Annotated in this window: 32 protein-coding genes and 1 tRNA gene; 26 read left to right on the top strand and 7 right to left on the bottom strand. The window is 61.1% G+C overall.

What is annotated here, in order from left to right; translation table 11 throughout:
- Positions 1-6: 6 nt before the first annotated feature.
- The 5 genes from J6524_RS05025 to J6524_RS05005 form a co-directional block, all read right to left on the bottom strand.
- Positions 7-1,029 (bottom strand): hypothetical protein, encoded by a 1,023-nt coding sequence (locus J6524_RS05025; RefSeq protein ID WP_225669231.1) that lies wholly within the window; start codon positions 1,027-1,029, stop codon positions 7-9.
- Between the two features lie 3 nt (positions 1,030-1,032).
- Positions 1,033-1,827, bottom strand: coding sequence for an ERF family protein (locus tag J6524_RS05020; RefSeq protein ID WP_225669230.1), 795 nt, complete (start codon positions 1,825-1,827; stop codon positions 1,033-1,035).
- Positions 1,811-2,125 (bottom strand): hypothetical protein, encoded by a 315-nt coding sequence (locus J6524_RS05015; RefSeq protein WP_225669229.1) that lies wholly within the window; start codon positions 2,123-2,125, stop codon positions 1,811-1,813. Before J6524_RS05015 ends, J6524_RS05020 begins: the two co-directional genes overlap by 17 nt.
- Before the next feature lie 103 nt (positions 2,126-2,228).
- A complete protein-coding gene (locus J6524_RS05010; protein ID WP_225669228.1) occupies positions 2,229-2,561 on the bottom strand; it encodes a hypothetical protein in 333 nt (110 codons plus the stop codon).
- A gap of 5 nt (positions 2,562-2,566) precedes the next feature.
- Positions 2,567-3,136, bottom strand: a complete 570-nt coding sequence (locus J6524_RS05005; RefSeq protein WP_225669227.1) for a hypothetical protein — start codon at positions 3,134-3,136, stop codon at positions 2,567-2,569.
- A 130-nt stretch (positions 3,137-3,266) separates the two neighbouring features.
- Here J6524_RS05005 and J6524_RS05000 point away from each other — a divergent pair, with 130 nt between their 5' ends.
- Entirely contained in the window at positions 3,267-3,641 is a 375-nt protein-coding gene (locus J6524_RS05000) for a helix-turn-helix domain-containing protein (protein ID WP_225669226.1), read from the top strand.
- Between the two features lie 405 nt (positions 3,642-4,046).
- Here J6524_RS05000 and J6524_RS04995 read toward each other — a convergent pair whose 3' ends face one another.
- Positions 4,047-4,388, bottom strand: a complete 342-nt coding sequence (locus J6524_RS04995) for a hypothetical protein (protein ID WP_225669225.1) — start codon at positions 4,386-4,388, stop codon at positions 4,047-4,049.
- A 191-nt stretch (positions 4,389-4,579) separates the two neighbouring features.
- Here J6524_RS04995 and J6524_RS04990 point away from each other — a divergent pair, with 191 nt between their 5' ends.
- From J6524_RS04990 to J6524_RS04875, 25 genes are all read left to right on the top strand, one after another.
- Positions 4,580-4,951 (top strand): hypothetical protein, encoded by a 372-nt coding sequence (locus J6524_RS04990; protein ID WP_225669224.1) that lies wholly within the window; start codon positions 4,580-4,582, stop codon positions 4,949-4,951.
- 221 nt (positions 4,952-5,172) lie between these two features.
- Entirely contained in the window at positions 5,173-5,418 is a 246-nt protein-coding gene (locus tag J6524_RS04985) for a hypothetical protein (protein WP_225669223.1), read from the top strand.
- Positions 5,419-5,991, top strand: a complete 573-nt coding sequence (locus tag J6524_RS37830; RefSeq protein ID WP_376711975.1) for a helix-turn-helix domain-containing protein — start codon at positions 5,419-5,421, stop codon at positions 5,989-5,991.
- Positions 5,984-6,424 carry an HNH endonuclease gene (locus J6524_RS04975; RefSeq protein ID WP_225669222.1) on the top strand — a complete coding sequence of 147 codons (441 nt, stop codon included), beginning with the start codon at positions 5,984-5,986 and terminating at the stop codon, positions 6,422-6,424. The genes J6524_RS37830 and J6524_RS04975 overlap by 8 nt, the downstream gene beginning before the upstream one ends.
- Positions 6,421-6,645, top strand: a complete 225-nt coding sequence (locus J6524_RS04970) for a hypothetical protein (RefSeq protein WP_225669221.1) — start codon at positions 6,421-6,423, stop codon at positions 6,643-6,645. The genes J6524_RS04975 and J6524_RS04970 overlap by 4 nt, the downstream gene beginning before the upstream one ends.
- Complete coding sequence (locus J6524_RS04965) at positions 6,642-6,935, top strand: hypothetical protein (protein WP_225669220.1); 294 nt, start codon at positions 6,642-6,644, stop codon at positions 6,933-6,935. Before J6524_RS04970 ends, J6524_RS04965 begins: the two co-directional genes overlap by 4 nt.
- On the top strand, positions 6,932-7,174 hold the full coding sequence (locus tag J6524_RS04960) for a hypothetical protein (protein ID WP_225669219.1): 243 nt from the start codon (positions 6,932-6,934) through the stop codon (positions 7,172-7,174). Before J6524_RS04965 ends, J6524_RS04960 begins: the two co-directional genes overlap by 4 nt.
- Positions 7,164-7,358, top strand: coding sequence for a hypothetical protein (locus tag J6524_RS04955; RefSeq protein ID WP_225669218.1), 195 nt, complete (start codon positions 7,164-7,166; stop codon positions 7,356-7,358). The genes J6524_RS04960 and J6524_RS04955 overlap by 11 nt, the downstream gene beginning before the upstream one ends.
- Positions 7,355-8,194, top strand: coding sequence for a hypothetical protein (locus J6524_RS04950; RefSeq protein ID WP_225669217.1), 840 nt, complete (start codon positions 7,355-7,357; stop codon positions 8,192-8,194). The genes J6524_RS04955 and J6524_RS04950 overlap by 4 nt, the downstream gene beginning before the upstream one ends.
- The gene (locus J6524_RS04945; protein ID WP_225669216.1) at positions 8,191-8,367 is read left to right on the top strand and encodes a hypothetical protein; all 177 of its coding nucleotides are present in this window, start codon (positions 8,191-8,193) and stop codon (positions 8,365-8,367) included. Before J6524_RS04950 ends, J6524_RS04945 begins: the two co-directional genes overlap by 4 nt.
- A 20-nt stretch (positions 8,368-8,387) precedes the next feature.
- Entirely contained in the window at positions 8,388-8,621 is a 234-nt protein-coding gene (locus J6524_RS04940; protein WP_225669215.1) for a hypothetical protein, read from the top strand.
- On the top strand, positions 8,618-8,794 hold the full coding sequence (locus J6524_RS04935; RefSeq protein ID WP_225669214.1) for a hypothetical protein: 177 nt from the start codon (positions 8,618-8,620) through the stop codon (positions 8,792-8,794). Before J6524_RS04940 ends, J6524_RS04935 begins: the two co-directional genes overlap by 4 nt.
- Positions 8,795-8,829: 35 nt before the next feature.
- Complete coding sequence (locus J6524_RS04930) at positions 8,830-8,991, top strand: hypothetical protein (RefSeq protein ID WP_225669213.1); 162 nt, start codon at positions 8,830-8,832, stop codon at positions 8,989-8,991.
- Between the two features lie 46 nt (positions 8,992-9,037).
- A complete protein-coding gene (locus J6524_RS04925; RefSeq protein WP_225669212.1) occupies positions 9,038-9,289 on the top strand; it encodes a hypothetical protein in 252 nt (83 codons plus the stop codon).
- 11 nt (positions 9,290-9,300) lie between these two features.
- Complete coding sequence (locus tag J6524_RS04920) at positions 9,301-9,567, top strand: DUF4326 domain-containing protein (RefSeq protein ID WP_225669211.1); 267 nt, start codon at positions 9,301-9,303, stop codon at positions 9,565-9,567.
- Between the two features lie 411 nt (positions 9,568-9,978).
- A complete protein-coding gene (locus tag J6524_RS04915; protein WP_225669210.1) occupies positions 9,979-10,146 on the top strand; it encodes a hypothetical protein in 168 nt (55 codons plus the stop codon).
- A 156-nt stretch (positions 10,147-10,302) separates the two neighbouring features.
- The gene (locus J6524_RS04910) at positions 10,303-10,509 is read left to right on the top strand and encodes a hypothetical protein (RefSeq protein ID WP_225669209.1); all 207 of its coding nucleotides are present in this window, start codon (positions 10,303-10,305) and stop codon (positions 10,507-10,509) included.
- Positions 10,510-10,700: 191 nt separating this feature from the next.
- Positions 10,701-11,171, top strand: coding sequence for a hypothetical protein (locus tag J6524_RS04905; protein ID WP_225669208.1), 471 nt, complete (start codon positions 10,701-10,703; stop codon positions 11,169-11,171).
- An 8-nt stretch (positions 11,172-11,179) separates the two neighbouring features.
- Entirely contained in the window at positions 11,180-11,644 is a 465-nt protein-coding gene (locus tag J6524_RS04900; RefSeq protein WP_376711974.1) for a terminase small subunit-like protein, read from the top strand.
- Positions 11,641-11,853 carry a hypothetical protein gene (locus J6524_RS04895; protein ID WP_225669206.1) on the top strand — a complete coding sequence of 71 codons (213 nt, stop codon included), beginning with the start codon at positions 11,641-11,643 and terminating at the stop codon, positions 11,851-11,853. Before J6524_RS04900 ends, J6524_RS04895 begins: the two co-directional genes overlap by 4 nt.
- Before the next feature lie 279 nt (positions 11,854-12,132).
- The gene (locus tag J6524_RS04890; protein WP_225669205.1) at positions 12,133-12,417 is read left to right on the top strand and encodes a hypothetical protein; all 285 of its coding nucleotides are present in this window, start codon (positions 12,133-12,135) and stop codon (positions 12,415-12,417) included.
- 25 nt (positions 12,418-12,442) lie between these two features.
- Positions 12,443-12,865: a hypothetical protein gene (locus J6524_RS04885; RefSeq protein ID WP_225669204.1), complete on the top strand. Its 423-nt coding sequence runs from the start codon at positions 12,443-12,445 to the stop codon at positions 12,863-12,865.
- Positions 12,866-12,906: 41 nt separating this feature from the next.
- Positions 12,907-13,215, top strand: a complete 309-nt coding sequence (locus tag J6524_RS04880; RefSeq protein ID WP_225669203.1) for a hypothetical protein — start codon at positions 12,907-12,909, stop codon at positions 13,213-13,215.
- 192 nt (positions 13,216-13,407) lie between these two features.
- Positions 13,408-13,536, top strand: coding sequence for a hypothetical protein (locus J6524_RS37290; RefSeq protein ID WP_283843231.1), 129 nt, complete (start codon positions 13,408-13,410; stop codon positions 13,534-13,536).
- A gap of 2 nt (positions 13,537-13,538) precedes the next feature.
- A complete protein-coding gene (locus tag J6524_RS04875; RefSeq protein ID WP_225669202.1) occupies positions 13,539-14,861 on the top strand; it encodes a PBSX family phage terminase large subunit in 1,323 nt (440 codons plus the stop codon).
- Between the two features lie 8 nt (positions 14,862-14,869).
- Here the strand turns inward: J6524_RS04875 and J6524_RS04870 are convergent.
- Positions 14,870-14,971, bottom strand: a tRNA-OTHER gene (locus J6524_RS04870).
- Between the last annotated feature and the right edge of the window lie 69 nt (positions 14,972-15,040).

Below are 15,040 nucleotides of genomic sequence, written 5' to 3'. Positions count from 1 at the left end.
AATACCTCAGTAGTTGATTGAAACGTGGGGGATGTCGCCGCGGGCGATGGCGTTAACCAGTGCGTCGACGTCGCAGGTGTGGGGCGCGATAGCCTCGGCGATCGCCTTGTGAACCTTTGCGCGGTGCCGGGTGTTTGCTTGGCGCTTCTGCTCTGCGGCTTCCTCGGCGGCCTTCTTCGCGGCGGCGTCGCGCGCTGCCTGCTCATGGCGGCGCTGCTCGGCCTCGATCGCCGCGGCCTTCTCCTGCTCGGCGCGGACGCGCTCGGCTTCGATCGCGGCGGCAACGGCGACGGCCTTGTCGCGCTCGGCCTTCTCGGCTCGCTCCTTCTCCCGGCGCTCCTCATACGCCTTGCGCTCGGCGGCCTGCTGGGCGGCGATGCGCTCGGCCTCAGCCTTCCGGTCGGCTTCCTCGCGCTCGGCCTTCAACCGGCGCAGCTCGGCAAGCTCGGCGGCGTCAGCCTCGGCCTGCTTGGCAGTCGCCAGCATGGTTTCGAGCGTCGCATTCGCTTCAAATGCGGCACCCTCGGCGCGCGCCTGAAATTCCTGCCAATCCCGATTGTACAGGTCGTTGACTGCGGAAATCCGTTGCTCGATCAGATTTGAGCTCGGAACCGTCGAGGCAAAGCGAACGCTCTCCACGATCTCGACTAGCGCGCGTTCGTGCCCGTCGACGCGGGCGGCCTCGGCCTCTTCCCATGCGGTGAGCGGGCCGCGAACCTCGTCCTTAAGTGCGTCCAGTCGGTCGCGAAGCGTCTTGCGCTCTTTGTCGATTGCCGCGGACTGCGCCTTGATGTGCGCAACGTGTTCCTTGCCGATCTCGTCCAGCGTGGTTTTGCTGCGCGCGATCTTGTAGGCAACCGACTTGATCCGGTCGCGGCCTTCCTCAGTCGTGATGTCGTAAGCCTCGGCGCGAACGTCCTTTTCGATCGCGGTGAGAATGGTTTCGACTTGGCCGCTGCCGAACAGCGACGTTGCGGTGAGGGCCTGCTGAGGCTCTAAAATACTGTCGAGGGAAACAAGCGCGTTCATGGTTCAAGCCTTCTTGAAAGTTGCAATGGCGTGGGCGGCGGCGGCGTAGTGCTTGGCGGGCAGTTCTTCGAGGCGCTGCTTTCGGCCGGCGAACCAGCCTTTGGCGCCGGCGAATTGCAGGAAGGCGGTAACGGCGGCGCCTTTCTCGGCGAGCGCGTCGCGGAGGAAATCAACCTGGTCCTGCGTGATCGAACCGGGCGGCGGGGCGTAAGTCTCGGGCTCGGCGCTCTCGCTGCTCTGCCCGTCATCATCCTGCGCGGCGGCGAGGCCAAGCGCGGCCTTCAAGGTGTACCGCTGCAAGTAGGTGATGGTTGATCCGACTTGCTGGATTGCATTCTTCTTGCCGCTGTCGTCGCGGCCGGCGGTCAACGCGGTTTCCTCGAAATGCCCGTCACGATGCGAGAGGATGCAAGTCACGCGCACCGGCTGGTTGACGTCCGACGAAACCTTGAAGCGATAGGACAGGCCGAATTCCGACAAGATCGGGTCGACGGTGCGCGCGATTTCCGCCATGTCCTCATGGCTGTATTCCGTCCGATCGCTGCCGCTCTTGTGGTCGAAGCCAACGCGGCGGTTTTTCCGGATTACTGGGATCTTCGCCTTTGCGTCGGCCATAGCGTTGTCAAACGCCTTGCGCGCGGCCATGCCCTCCAGCTCTTTGAAAAGGGCGACGGCTTCGCGGTACATTTCCACGTTGCCGCTTTTCAGAGCGGCTTGAACGAGGTCGACATTCGCGGCGACAGCCGGCACGGTGGCACGGCGGCGCGGCTGTTCGGGCATTTCAACGACGGCTGACATTGCGGTTCTTCCTCTTCCTGGTGAACTTGATGTGGGCGATTTCGCCTTCAAAAATCGGGTAGTCTCCGCCCCACGCGCGGAAGCGGGTTTTGGCCGTCTCCACAAGGTCGGAGTGCTTGATGGCAGCGACCACGACGCCGCCGGGCGCGCCCTGCCGGAGCGCACGATCAAATGGCGCCAGCGCCCAATCGAAGCGGGCATTGGCAACGGCCTCGCGGACCTCCTTTGGCATACGATCGAAATAATCAAACGTCCGGCGCTCGTAGGCCCGCTTTGATGCAATGTTCGTGTTGCTCATGCGCCGGCCCCGAGTGCCGCGCCGATCTCGAGCGTTCCGATAAAGAGGGCGATCACGACGAGGTCGCGAATGTCGGTCGCGTCCAGTGCGCTGAAAAACTGCTTCATCGGGCGCCGTCTCCGCACCGCTCGGAAAGATCGTCGAGAGAGGCAGCCGGACACGCCGGCTCGAAAACGCTGCCGGTGCCCTCGCAGGCATCGCAGCGGCTCCAGCGGGTGTGCGGTTCGCCGTTGTAGTGGTTGTACCCGCCGGTGAAGTGCTCAAACCCGCCGTCGCCCTTGCACTCCGGGCAAGGCTGCTCAATCTCGGCTTCGCAGTACGGGTCCGCGTCGTCGTCGCCTTGGCAGATGTAGCAAGCGAAAGGTTCGCCCGGGCAGTTCACGACGTGGCCGGGAACGTTCATTCGGTCGCAGCAATCGCAATTTCCAATCGCCATCGCCGTTACTCCGCGGCCTGTGCAGTCGCGAGCGCGTCGACCAGTCGGAGGCGACCGAAAACCCTAACCAACTGAAAGCGGTGATCTTCGGTGATGCCGCGGACGTTGCCGCCCTTGCTTGCATCGAACAGGGTTCGCGCGGCATCTGCGTTCTGCAGCGCCTCTTCATATGAGGGGAGGCGGGGAAAAATCGCGGCCTCAGTGATCGCGCGGAACTCGGCGCGGGCGCCATCCACCGCCATCGTCTGGCGCGTCATCAGTTCGTCGAAGGCGCAGGAGGTCGCTTCGCTGACCTCGCCGGTCGCCAGCATGTCGCGGCGGACCATTTCGCAGATCTCGGCCGCTTCCTTGGTGGTTTCGTAGAATTCGCGCATCGCGGCTTCGCGCTCATTGGTCCAGCGCGGGGCACCCTTGTACGGCGCGATATCCGCCATGCGCTGATTGAAGCGGTCCGTCTGCGGCTTGGTGAGGTCGTTGAACCAGCGGCTGGCTTCGAAGTCTGCGGCCGCTTCGCGGGCCCGCTGGGCGCTGAAGTCGTCGGCGGCGTAGTGCGGGTTTGCTGCGTAGTAGGACATTGGCGTTCCCCTTGCTGATGGGGGAACTGTATTTCAGAAAATTTGAATTAGCAAGCTCCTAATACAAAAAATTTGATATCAGAGTGCGCGTTGGCCTGCGCGGGTCTGGTAGGGTATCGAGATGCTTCGTATGCGCAACAAGCAGCGTATGACCGAGGCTCAGCTGCGGGAGCGGCTCTTCCTGGCGCGGGCCTACATCGACCTGACAAAACTGATGTGCGGCAGGATGTTCCCGCACCTGACGAACGCAAATCTCGAGGCGCTAATCGCGGTGATGTGCGTCTTTGTGGGGGAGGCCGAAGGGCGGCCTCCCACAGTCACGAAAATCGCACAACACAGCGGCCTGACGCGCCAGACAGTCTACAGGCGGCTGGAATACTTGATCGAGCTGGGCCGAGTCGTTCGCGTCGGGAAGCGCTACTATATGGCAGAGAACGCCATGGAGCCCGACCCTCACAACAGGCTGATGAAAATCTTGGAAAGGGCGCGCCCGCACGGGCGCTAAGGCAAAAGGTAGGCCGGCAACTCGGGCAAGCTAATGCGCCGTCCTATGGCGCGATGCCCCCCTGAAGCGATCTCCACAGCCCTCACGAAAATTTCCAACATTGGGCCGGCTAATGTCGCTGTAAATCCGCGTCGGTTGCGAAACATTGCAGGAAATATTCGTGCTGGTTGTGAGTGTCCGAATTGGACACTTAATCTCTTGCGGCGCGCGCGTGTAACCAGACATATTCGCGGCTGGATTGTGCCTTTTGCAGTCCGCAAACATGGCTGGGGCAATTATGGAAAGTGATAATTGGCGACGTCGCCACGCAATTCAGATCGTGGGGGCGCTACCGGAGGATCCGGGGGAGGCGTTGATCGTGCTGAGCCTGGCGCGCCAGCTGGTAGAGGGCTTTCTTTGCGGCGATCAACGGCCGGCCACGGAGCGCGATGGCGAGCGCTTGCGTGGGGCGGTGGTGTCGCTCTCCTCGGCAATCAAAGGCGCAAGCTTCTGAAGCGTGAAGCCCGTTAAGGAGTCTTCGCTCCCGTCCATCAGGTAGCTGCGGCTGATCCAGGGCATTTTCTGAACGATAATGTCCTGGAGCATGCGCGAGATCGCGTGGCCGTTTTCGACGTTCGAAAGCCGTGAAACCGTAATTCCAAGAAACTCCGCGAAAGCTTGCGGCGTCGGGTGAGCGGACGCGCGCCTGATCGCCCGCATTCTGATTGCGGTAGGGGAAAATCTGCCTGCTTTCTTGGTTCCCGCCATGCGGCCGACAATGACCTAAATTCAAATTATTTGGAACCGAAGCTTTTTGGATCTTGCTAAATCAGGAAATTTGAATTAGCAAAGGCCATGAGCCTTGAAACCCTTGATACGATAGCTGACGTTTTTGATGCCCTCGGCGGTAATGGCGCCCTTGAGCGGCTCACGGGGAGTAAGCCGAGCGCCGTTTCCATGTGGAAGGCTGGCGGCAAGTTTCCGTCGAATACGTACGTCGCGGTGGTCGCCGCTCTGAGGGCGAGGGGCAAGACCGCTCCAGCGTCATTGTGGGGAATGAAGACGTCACCAGCAGCTCCGATTGCGGGCGGTGGTACTTCATGATGATCCGTTTTTCTCCGCCTTCGGAATTTCAATCGGTTGCACCGGAGCGAAACGTTTCACCGTCGTTTCCGGTCGCCTCGGGCCCGCGCCTCGAACGCGGCAAGTTCTCGCAAGCGCTGCTGGACGTACTGACGCTGCTGTTCGGCGCGCTGTTCTTTGTCGTGCTCATCGGCGCTGCCGGTTGGGCGTTCTGGGCGCTCTTTGTTCTGATCTTTGTCGGGCTGTAGCACGCGCGCGGTGATCGCTGCGAGTGACTGAAAGGGGAAGGGTTCGTTGTCGTTGTCCGGGCGCGTCATGCCGGAAGTTCAACATGGCGACTTTTGCAAGTGTGCAAATTGTTTTGGAGCGAAAGCAAATGCCGCGGTCTGCGTATCTGGATGAAGCGGTTCAATGGTCGCGAGACCTAACGAGGATGAGGACCCGCGGGCCCGGCGACACCGAGAGAGCAATGCGCTCAATCGAGCGGGACTACGGGGTGGATTACGGGACGATGTGGCGGCTGCGATACCGCCCCGCGTCAATCAGGGACATCGGCGTTACCGCGTACATGCGTTTGAAGGCGGCCTATCAGGCCGAATGCAAACGGCAATTGGGGAAGCTGAAGCATGAAATTGCAATCACCGAAGCGGCGTGCGGCGCTTCTTCGGATTTGGTGGATGAGGCTAAGGCTCTGGCGCGCCAGATCGGGGGCTAAATGACGGCGGCAGTCGCGCGGCAACCAACGAAAACCGAATTGGAGGCGCATCAGCGCCGGTCGGCATTCCGGCAATCCATCGCTGAGAAGGCCGCGGCTCTCAAAGAGAAGCGGGAAGGTGCGGCACCCGAGGCGGTTGCCGCGCAACCCGATCCGCCGGCGGACGTCGTCGCGCTACAAGCGCCGGCGCTTGCTCTCCCGATGATGAAAAAGCCGTGGTTCTCGATTGTCGACGTTCGAGCAGCAGTGCCAATACGCGTCTCTGAAATTCAGGACGTGGTTTGCAATGCATACGGCATCGACCTGGTTCAAATCTGCGCCGATCGCCGTACGAAACAGCTAGTCCGCGCGCGGCAAGTCGCAATGTATCTCGCCAAAGTGATGACGGGCCGCAGCCTGCCGGAGATTGGCCGGCGCTTCGGCGGCCGCGATCACACGACGGTTTTGCACGCGGTTCGCAAGATCACGGCGAAGGTCGAATTCAGCGCGGAAGATCCGAGTTCTTTCGATCCCGAGTTGTCGGATTTTGTGAAAGCGCTTCGCGCGGAAATCGAGGCGCGCCGCGGTGAGTGATCGTCTCGCAATCCCGGAGGGTGATCGGCTCAACCTTTCCGACGCCTGGATACGGTCGACCGCGGAAGCCTTCCCGGTGGCGGCGATCGACGCCAGCGCGCCGCGCCGCGTCTATCTCGACAGGGACTGCGAAATCTTCTGTCTTGTGTCGGCGGAGGATTACGAGTGGGTGACGCAATGGCGGTGGAAGTGGAATTGGGACCGCACGAAAACCAAGCGGTACGCTATCCGAACGCCGCGGATTTCCAACGGCGACGGCACGTCCAGAAGCGTCACCGTCTACATGCACAAAGAGATTTGCGCGCGGAAGGGCCCGCCGCCTTCTGAGCTGCATACGATCGGCGACCACCAAGACGGCGAAAGCCTCAACAACCAGCGCGACAACCTGGAATGGGCGACGCGCTCGCAAAACCGAAAGAACCGCAAGCGATGAGGCCGGGCTTAACGCGCGCGCAAAAGGATGCGCTGAAATGGCTCGCCGAACACAACGGCGACGGCGTGTTTGATCGCTATGGCCTGCTGCTCGCCGCCGGCGAGCTCGCGCCGGTCATGCGGTCGATGTGGAACGCGCTCGGCGTCCTCGGCCTGGTCGAATTCTACGGGCCGGCGGGCAAGCCTCGGGCTCGGCTCCGGCTGACGCGGGGGCCCAAATGAGCGCCGCGCCTTTGCTCGAGCTGATGACGCCACCGGCCTATCCGGAAGGCGTCCCGGTCGACGTATGCCACAGCTTCGAAAAGCTTGCGCTCGAGGTCCGCGCCAGCGGCTTCAGGCGCTACTCGGCGGACGCGATCCTGCATCGTGTCCGCTGGCACATGCACATTGAGCGCGGCAATCGCGGCTTCAAGGCAAACAACAATTGGACCGCGCCGCTAGCGCGCTGGTTCCTGAAAATCCATCCGGAGGCCGCCGGCTTCTTCGAACTGCGCGAAAGGGTCGACCAATGAGAGCGCTACACCTTCCCGGAGTCTATGCCGCTGGGCAAATGAAGCAGGATCACAGCGACATTGCGCGGGACGGCATGATTTTGGCGCTGTGGGCCGAAAAGAAAGATACCAGCGATATCGCCTCGGCGTTGCATATGCGCCCGGCTGACGCCGCGAACCGCCTGGCGTGGTTGCGGGATCGTTCGCAGGAAGCCGCGCCGGAGCTTCCCTATAAGCGCGGTGGCCTGGATGGCTACTGACGCCCAAACCTATTTCGTGAACCTCTATCGCCCTCTGATGGGCGCTTGCGGCTCTGTGTACACGTCGCGCGAACTTGCTGACCAAATGGCCGGGCGCGACCGGCTGGCTTGCGTAGAGGTCAAGGTAGGCGTCGGCCTGGGTGCGACGCTGTTCAATCAGCAACGGGCGGCGGGGGAGCAATGAACAATCCGTGGTTTCGGATGTACCGGGACGTTATCAACGATCCAAAGGTGATGAAGCTTCCGGAGGCTACGCGCTGGCATTGGGTGGCGTGCCTGTGCGTCGCTTCGGGCAATGACGGCGTGTTGCCGGCGGCTCAGGATCTCGCCTTTGCGCTCCGCATGAATGAGCAGCGCGCGGCCGCCTTGGTGGTCGAGCTGCACCGCGCCGGACTGCTCGATAAGGTCGAGGGCGGCTTTGCCCCGCACAATTGGGCGGGTCGTCAATACAAGTCGGACAGTTCAACGAAGCGCGTCCAGAAACATCGCGACAAGGTGAAACAGCAAATCAACAGTTTCGGAAACGTTTCACCGGACGTTACAGTAACACCCCCAGAGCAGAGCAGAACAGAAACAGAGCAGAGCAGAGCAGACGCGCCGCGCGCTGATCAAATTGATTTGGTGGAAGAGGCGCTGCGCGCCGATCTGCGGGAAATCCTCGGAAGCCATGTCGACCTATCGCGCGTCGTTGACTGGCTCGGCAAGGGATACGATCCCGGCACGGTCCGCGAGGTCGTCCGCGAGCTCCGCCGGCGGAAGCCGGACGTTGCTTCGCTGGCGTATTTCGATAGCGCGTTAGCCGAACGTCACGCAAAGCGGCCGCCAACACCAGCGGAGCGCGCCGGCTACGCTGCTGTGACCAATTGGGACGCTGTTATTTCGATGTGGGTTAGGGGCGGTCCCTGGTCGCGCTATGCCGGGCCTGAACCGGGCATGGGCGGTTGCCGGGCGCCGCGCGAGCTCCTGGAAAAGCACGGCATCGACGCAGAAACCGGCTTCAAGATCCGAAAGGCGGGGTGATGAAAATACCGAACTTGCTTTGTGAGGTGGTCGACCACCGCGGCGGCGTGCACGGCCCTTTCAAGAACCTTGAACGGGCGGCGGCCTTTGCCCGATCGCGCTGGCCCGATCAGGAGCAAGACGAGGACCGCACCGGCAAGGGCTGGGATATTCAAATTGTCGGCGCGCGCTGAAACGGCAAGGAAACGCGAACATGAGCGATATCGTGGATCGGCTGCGGGACAGTCCTAAGGTAGGCGCGTACGTCCAGCCGACTTGCTATCACTCGCCGAATTATGCGGATGGCCGCAAGCTTCTGAATGAGGCCGCCGACGAAATCGAGCGTTTGCGTGGCGACCTGCGGCTGGCCCGAGCCCTTATCGAGGACTACCGAACAGCTTGGAACAGACAGTGCCAAGTTACAGCCAACGAAAGGAAGCAAATATGACCTTTGAGGATTACGTTGCCGATCTGCAGCAGCTTGCCGAGGACTGTGGCGCCACAGACCCGGGCAAACCTTATTGCGACGCTGAGGCGTGGCGACCGGCGTTCGAGGCGGGGATGACCGTCAGCGAAGCGTGGCGCGCTGAGGAAGAGGCCGCAGCGACGATGCTGGGCTAATTCACGTATCCCACCCCTTAACATTGGAGAGAACGATGGAAGACGACCAAGAAATATTCGAGCGCCACGCCGAGAACCATCGTCAGATGCGAGCGGCTGAGCGCGGTATGGATGCCCGCGAGTTCAACGAGCGCCGAGCCTATGCGGCCAGTCAGGCACTGACCAAGGATGAGCGCCGCCGCTGGCGGCTTCCTTAACGCGTCGTGACCGAAAAACCTTCACCGCTTATGAAAAAGGTTCACTATGACCGATGCGGAGATTAATGACCTCTTTCGCCGCATCACTGACGGCGAGGATAAGTTTACCCGCCGAATGGCAATCACGATGGGCGATATTCTCGGCTTCGGCCCATTGACGATGGTGCTCACACTGGAGCGGATGGGCCTCTTGAGAGATGGTTCGTTTGACTGGTTCAAGGCCAACGGCGGGATCACTCGGGACCAGATTGAGCAAGTTCGCCGGGAATCCACAGAGCGCATCAATGCGCGTATGTAGACAGGTAACGCATGCCGCAGCGGATTCAGCGCAAGCGAACCAGAGGCTGGAAGATGCCGCCGAACACGGTCTATGTCGGCCGGCCCGGACTATTTGGCAATCCGCTGCCGAAGCCGTTCGAGCAGCGGATGTATCAGGCTTGGCTATGCGGCTCCAGCGAAAGAGCGCGCAAGGTCTTGGATGCATTACCGACGCTCCGCGGCAAGAATCTGGCCTGCTGGTGCAAGATCGGCGAAAAGTGCCACGCTGACGTTCTTCTAGAACTCGCAAATAGGTAGTTAACATGCCCCTATTCGCCTGCACCAAGTGTAACGCCGTCGAGAACACCGCTCTCGGCCGATATTGGGGCGAGAAGTCCCCGACTTGCTCCGAGTGCTATTACGGCAAATGGCATGGGAAGTTTCCGAAAGAGCAGGCAGACAATGGCAATTGGGAACTACAGCCAGACGGAATCCGCGTCTCGCATGTGGCGCAACAGCAATAGGTATAGGTCGAGCATGGCAGAACGAGAGCGGTGGGAATATCGGGTCTTAGAATTATCGCCTGGAAACGCGCGAGCGACAGCTGAGCGCGATTTGAACGTGCTCGGCGATGCCGGCTGGGAGTTGGTGGCAGTTTCGCTTCAATTCACCACGCACTATGCGTGGCTGAAGAAGCGCGTAACCGAAATGGCGCATTAAGGAGCAGACATGATCTTTCCGCTTTGGAAGTTCTGGACCTATAGCCCGCTCGGCTTCGCCGCCGCTGTGGTTTGGAATGTATCGGAACTACTCGGCTTCCCGTGCCCCTTTGCGCCGACAATGTTTGACTGGATCATGGGCGCCAAGCCGGTTCGCGTTCATCAGCAGCAGAAGTGACTGGCGCATATGTGCGAAGGAATTGAGCATGGCTAGACTTGTACGGAAGATCAGCGCTGCGGCCAAAAAAAGTTTGGAGATCGCGATGCGCCGCGGTGGTGCCGGCTTTGATTATCCCTGCAACGATCCAAACATCATCGAGTGCGCGATCTGGGAATGCCAGAAGCAGAAGAAATGCAGGAAATGCCTTACTCAGCAGGAACCGAGAACATGACCAAACGGGAAAAGCGTCTGGAGTTTGCTCTGCGGGAAATTCTTAATGCGAAAGAGCCTCCAGAGCGGCCAGAGCCGGACGACATTGATTGGCGCTTTGTAGCGCTTGAAATGAAGCGGCTGGCGGAATTGGCTCTCGGTTCGCATTAACATCACATCAGCGTAGTTATCCCCGCTGTTATCAACGCAAAGCAGTAAGACGCTTCACTTTCGACGTTCCGTAGAGCTGGCAAATCAGGCCAAGTAATCCGCGGGCGAGCCATAGAAACTTCCTCCCTGACTGAACCCGGCGCCCGCTGTGAATGTGTGCGCCGGGTTTCTTTTTAGAAAGCGAAGCGACGATGAGCATTCACGATCTGAAAACACGAATGGCGGACGTCGCGGGGATTGAAGCCCTGACGATGAGCCTTGAGGGAGGTCGAATTCTCCTGCGTTGGGGGAGCTATTCCGCTGCGGTCGACGCTGCGGCCTCTGACGCTGAAATCGAGGCGGCTGTTCGGAACGCGATCAAGCTTCCGCCTGTGTCCCTGATCCCTGACAAGCCGGAGGCGATCGCTGCGCCGGCCATCTCCAAAGGAACTCCAAGCATGACCAATCCGGCATCCACCGGCGCGAGCGTCGCGAAGATCATGGAAGATCACGTTCGCATGATGGGCGAAATCCAGGCGGCGCAAGTCCGGATCCTGGAAGCCTCGCTTGCCCGTCAACGTGAAACCGTCGCCGGCGCCGTTGGCAAGGTCGCTGAGAAGGTCGACGGGCAGACCGATGACTTCCTGGCGATCATGGGCCAGTTCGCCAACGATCTCGGATAAGCGTCTCTATGGGAAGGCCGTCTGACTATTCGCCGGAGCTCGTCGCTCTGATCTGCGCTCGAATGGCGGAGGGCGAAAGCCTGCGCACCATTTGCAAGGCTGAGGACATGCCGGACAAGTCGACGGTTTTCCGGTGGCTGGCGGAGCACCAGGACTTTCGCGACCAATACGCGCGCGCGAGCGAGGCTCGGGCTCACGCCCTGGCGGAAGAGGCGCTGGAAATTGCCGACGACGGCCGAAACGACACTTACACGGATGAGGACGGCCACGAGGCGACCAACCATGACGTCATCGCGCGCTCTCGGCTCCGGGTCGATACGCGCAAATGGTTTGCGGCTCGGCTGAACCCGAAAAAGTACGGCGACAAGGTTTCGTCGGAAATCAGCGGGCCGGATGGCGGGCCGGTCAAATCGGAAATTACCCGGATCGAGCTCGTGGCGGTGCCGGTCCCTGAAAACCTGGGGGACCAATGATTGTTTCGCATTGGGGGATCTTTCCCGGCTTCTTGCGCCCGAAACGCTTTCCGTTCGGCGAGTTGATCGGCTTGCCGCAGGAATACGATTTCGAGCCGGTCGATTGGGAAACGTTCCTGGCCGCGTTCGAGGCGATAGAGCGCGCGGACTTCGATCGCGCGATTGATGAGGCTCGGTATCTGCGCCGCGTCGGCGTGGCTTTTCACTGAGGGGGAGCAATGACCACTAAGCGGATTTTTGAGTGCAATTTGTGTCGCGTTTCGATCGCGCCGGAGAATGCCGGTCGCGGCATCGTGTTCGTTACCGGCGGCATCAAGCTTACGTCGCTGGCGGAGGCCGAAAATCACCTGTGCGAAAGCTGCTCGGGATCACTTCGGAGGGCTTGGGCGCCTCCTGCTCCGCCGCCGGCTCCTGATTGGTTCGAGCGGGAAGAGCTGGCCGCTATCAACTCGGCCATGAAAAGCAGGGGGTGAGCAATGAGCGGGATTATGTGTTTGACAATCGAGGCGATGCCGGAAGGCGGGTTTGTGGTGAATGAGGGTTATCGCCCGTCTGAGCCGCACCGATATTGCGCGATGCTGTTCGCCTGCTCGGATATCGGCGAGGCGCTGAACTTCGTCCGCGGCAAGCTGGCGCCGCCGGCGGCGAACTATGCGAAGGGCGCGGCTATCGGGGCGATCCGATCGGAAGCCGACTTGAAGTCCGCCGGCGAGTTGCCGCCGGGTGTGAGCGTGGCGGATCTCAAGCCGCCGCGCCTGCGTGAACTCTACTGAGGCAATCCACGCAAAGGGGGCAAGGGTGAGCAGTCTAGAACAACGATTGCAGGACCGCGTAGCAGAGTTGGAAGCGCTTCTAGGCGTTGGCAATGACGATGTGTCGCGGCTACTGACGGTTCTAGATGCCACGCCGCAGCAATGCGAAATGGTCGGGTTCATGCTCCGGCGATCGGTCGCGACCAGGACGGCGCTTCATACCGTGCTGTTTGGCGCTCGGCCGGACTGCGATCAGCCTGAAATCAAGTTGATTGACGTCCAGATGGTCAAGGTCCGAAAGGCGCTCGAGAAAGTCGGCGTCGAGGTCCGTACCGAATGGGGCTCGGGCGGCTGGGCGATCCCTGCCGCGGGCAAGGCGAGGTTGCGCAAGCTGATGGCCGGCGAGCGCGAGGCGCCGGAGGTCGTGACGCTGCGCGAACGCCGCGCGGCATTCCTGGCGGGGGCGTAACCACACCACACTAACCACACCACAACGGAAGGGAAGAAACGATGCACGGACCTATGAGACGGCCGGCGCCGGCGGCGAAATCAGCCCGGCACTTTGCGAACCTGATGACGGCGGCCGGAACCTCGGCTCTGGCATTCGCTGCGGATGCGTTGCTTGGCAAGCTTGTGCAGTTGGGCATTTACGATCAAGCAATGCGCGACAATCGCCAGATGGATCGGGCGCGCAAACGCTCGGGCTACTCGGCGCGCAACGCGGAAGCCGGCCTAAATGGCAAGCGCGCAGTTGCAAGGCGCCTTCGGCAAATCGAGCGCGGTTCGCTGCGCGTCGAAAATGGGCTGGTGACGGGCTAGCCGTCACCAACTGAAACGTTTCTGAAACGGGGGTGTAACGATGCTGAATGCTCATACTGTCAACGCAACGTTTGTGGCTGCTTCGACCATTCTTACCCTGGCTGACAAGCCGGTAGCTGCGACGGCCTTCTTTGTTGCGGCGGTCGCTGGCGTTATCTGGGCTGGCGGCACCGCCCTGTTGCGTCAGCGCTGATGTGGGAAATCTTCCTGGGCCTCTGCCTGCTGTTCGCGTGTGCGGCTCTTAACCGGATCGGCAACGAACTGGAAGCCTGCGCGCAACAGCTCGAGCGGATCGGCGACGATATCGAGGCGATGGAATAGGCGTGACCGTCCCTCAATTGCTCCTTCCTCCCAAGCTCGTCCCGGTCTTTACCGGGGAAGCCATGTTTCGCGGCGCCTATGGTGGCCGCGGCTCGGCCAAAACGCGATCGTTCGCCAAGATGGCGGCGGTCCGCGCGATGATGTGGGCAATGGAAGGCCGCGAGGGGATCATTCTATGCGGCCGCGAGTTCATGAACTCGCTCGCCGATAGTTCGTTTGCGGAAGTGAAGGCGGCCATTGCCTCGGAAAGCTGGCTGGCGGATTTCTTCGACGTCGGCGAAACCTATATCCGGACCAAATGCCGGCGGATTTCGTTCGTCTTTGCTGGCCTGCGGCACAACCTGGAAAGCATCAAATCGAAAGCGCGGATCCTGCTGCTTTGGGTCGATGAGGCCGAACCGGTCAGCGAAAACGGGTGGGCGGTCACAATCCCGACCGTGCGCGAAGAGGGCGCCGAAATATGGGTGACGTGGAACCCCGATCGCAAGAAAAGCGCGACGCATATTCGCTTTCGAGAAAAGCCGCCGGCCGGCTCGAAAATCATCCAGCTAAATTGGCGGGATAACCCGTTCTTTCCCAAGATCCTGAACCGGACGCGGCTCGATGACCTAGCGAACCGGCCCGATCAATACGATTGGGTATGGGAAGGCGGCTTTCGAACGGTGGTCGAGGGCGCCTATTACGCGAAGTCGATGGCGCTGGCCAAGGCGCAAAACCGGATCACCTTCGTTCCGCGCGATCCGCTGATGCAGATCCGCGCCTATTTCGACATAGGCGGGACCGGAGCTCGAGCGGACGCGGTTTCAATCTGGATCGCGCAATTCGTCGGGCAGAAAATCAACGTCCTGGACTATTACGAGGCGCAGGGTCAGCCGCTCTCCGTCCACGTCGATTGGCTGCGCTCTCGAGGCTGGGGCAAGGCGTGGGTGATCCTCCCGCATGACGGCGCGCACGGCGATAAGGTTTTTGCGACGTCCTATGAGAGCGCAATCAGGGAAGCCGGCTTTGACGTGTTCGTGGTGCCGAACCAGGGCGCGGGCGCGGCTATGGCCCGCATTGAGACGGCGCGGCGGCATTTCCCTCGTATCTTCTTCAATGCTGAGACTACCGAACCAGGCCGTGACGCGCTCGGCTGGTATCACGAAAAGAAGTCGAACGATGACCGGAACATCGGCCTCGGGCCGAACCACGATTGGAGCTCGCACGGCGCCGATGCCTTCGGCCTGATGTGCATCCATTACGATCAACCGGACGGCGCTCCGCCTCCGCCGGAGCGGTACCGCGGCCGGCGATCGAGCGGTGGCGGATCGTGGCAAAGCGCATAGGGAAGGCGCTCGAACGGGCGGGATCGAACCGCCGGCCTCGTGACATGAGCTCCGGTCGTCACGTTGGCCGGTGCCGCGGTCTCGCGCTCTATCCACTGAGCTACGTTCGAGCAGGTCGACCATAGCATGATCCGCTGGCGGATAAATCATTTCCGGCGCCGGTGTAGGTCCGAAGCATC

It is taken from the genome of Bradyrhizobium hereditatis (assembly GCF_020329435.1).
GTDB lineage: Bacteria > Pseudomonadota > Alphaproteobacteria > Rhizobiales > Xanthobacteraceae > Bradyrhizobium > Bradyrhizobium hereditatis.
The sequence above is the reverse complement of the archived record's forward strand: the minus strand, read 5'-3'. Positions and strand labels throughout refer to the sequence as shown.

Coding starts and splice junctions, on each gene's coding strand:
- J6524_RS05025 (WP_225669231.1), bottom strand. CDS start 1,029: ATGAACGCGCTTGTTTCCCTCGACAGTATTTTAGAGCCTCAGCAGGCC.
- J6524_RS05020 (WP_225669230.1), bottom strand. CDS start 1,827: ATGTCAGCCGTCGTTGAAATGCCCGAACAGCCGCGCCGCCGTGCCACC.
- J6524_RS05015 (WP_225669229.1), bottom strand. CDS start 2,125: ATGAGCAACACGAACATTGCATCAAAGCGGGCCTACGAGCGCCGGACG.
- J6524_RS05010 (WP_225669228.1), bottom strand. CDS start 2,561: ATGGCGATTGGAAATTGCGATTGCTGCGACCGAATGAACGTTCCCGGC.
- J6524_RS05005 (WP_225669227.1), bottom strand. CDS start 3,136: ATGTCCTACTACGCAGCAAACCCGCACTACGCCGCCGACGACTTCAGC.
- J6524_RS05000 (WP_225669226.1), top strand. CDS start 3,267: ATGCGCAACAAGCAGCGTATGACCGAGGCTCAGCTGCGGGAGCGGCTC.
- J6524_RS04995 (WP_225669225.1), bottom strand. CDS start 4,388: ATGGCGGGAACCAAGAAAGCAGGCAGATTTTCCCCTACCGCAATCAGA.
- J6524_RS04985 (WP_225669223.1), top strand. CDS start 5,173: ATGCGCTCAATCGAGCGGGACTACGGGGTGGATTACGGGACGATGTGG.
- J6524_RS37830 (WP_376711975.1), top strand. CDS start 5,419: ATGACGGCGGCAGTCGCGCGGCAACCAACGAAAACCGAATTGGAGGCG.
- J6524_RS04970 (WP_225669221.1), top strand. CDS start 6,421: ATGAGGCCGGGCTTAACGCGCGCGCAAAAGGATGCGCTGAAATGGCTC.
- J6524_RS04965 (WP_225669220.1), top strand. CDS start 6,642: ATGAGCGCCGCGCCTTTGCTCGAGCTGATGACGCCACCGGCCTATCCG.
- J6524_RS04960 (WP_225669219.1), top strand. CDS start 6,932: ATGAGAGCGCTACACCTTCCCGGAGTCTATGCCGCTGGGCAAATGAAG.
- J6524_RS04955 (WP_225669218.1), top strand. CDS start 7,164: ATGGCTACTGACGCCCAAACCTATTTCGTGAACCTCTATCGCCCTCTG.
- J6524_RS04950 (WP_225669217.1), top strand. CDS start 7,355: ATGAACAATCCGTGGTTTCGGATGTACCGGGACGTTATCAACGATCCA.
- J6524_RS04940 (WP_225669215.1), top strand. CDS start 8,388: ATGAGCGATATCGTGGATCGGCTGCGGGACAGTCCTAAGGTAGGCGCG.
- J6524_RS04935 (WP_225669214.1), top strand. CDS start 8,618: ATGACCTTTGAGGATTACGTTGCCGATCTGCAGCAGCTTGCCGAGGAC.
- J6524_RS04930 (WP_225669213.1), top strand. CDS start 8,830: ATGGAAGACGACCAAGAAATATTCGAGCGCCACGCCGAGAACCATCGT.
- J6524_RS04925 (WP_225669212.1), top strand. CDS start 9,038: ATGACCGATGCGGAGATTAATGACCTCTTTCGCCGCATCACTGACGGC.
- J6524_RS04920 (WP_225669211.1), top strand. CDS start 9,301: ATGCCGCAGCGGATTCAGCGCAAGCGAACCAGAGGCTGGAAGATGCCG.
- J6524_RS04915 (WP_225669210.1), top strand. CDS start 9,979: ATGATCTTTCCGCTTTGGAAGTTCTGGACCTATAGCCCGCTCGGCTTC.
- J6524_RS04910 (WP_225669209.1), top strand. CDS start 10,303: ATGCCAGAAGCAGAAGAAATGCAGGAAATGCCTTACTCAGCAGGAACC.
- J6524_RS04905 (WP_225669208.1), top strand. CDS start 10,701: ATGAGCATTCACGATCTGAAAACACGAATGGCGGACGTCGCGGGGATT.
- J6524_RS04900 (WP_376711974.1), top strand. CDS start 11,180: ATGGGAAGGCCGTCTGACTATTCGCCGGAGCTCGTCGCTCTGATCTGC.
- J6524_RS04895 (WP_225669206.1), top strand. CDS start 11,641: ATGATTGTTTCGCATTGGGGGATCTTTCCCGGCTTCTTGCGCCCGAAA.
- J6524_RS04890 (WP_225669205.1), top strand. CDS start 12,133: ATGTGTTTGACAATCGAGGCGATGCCGGAAGGCGGGTTTGTGGTGAAT.
- J6524_RS04880 (WP_225669203.1), top strand. CDS start 12,907: ATGCACGGACCTATGAGACGGCCGGCGCCGGCGGCGAAATCAGCCCGG.
- J6524_RS37290 (WP_283843231.1), top strand. CDS start 13,408: ATGTGGGAAATCTTCCTGGGCCTCTGCCTGCTGTTCGCGTGTGCGGCT.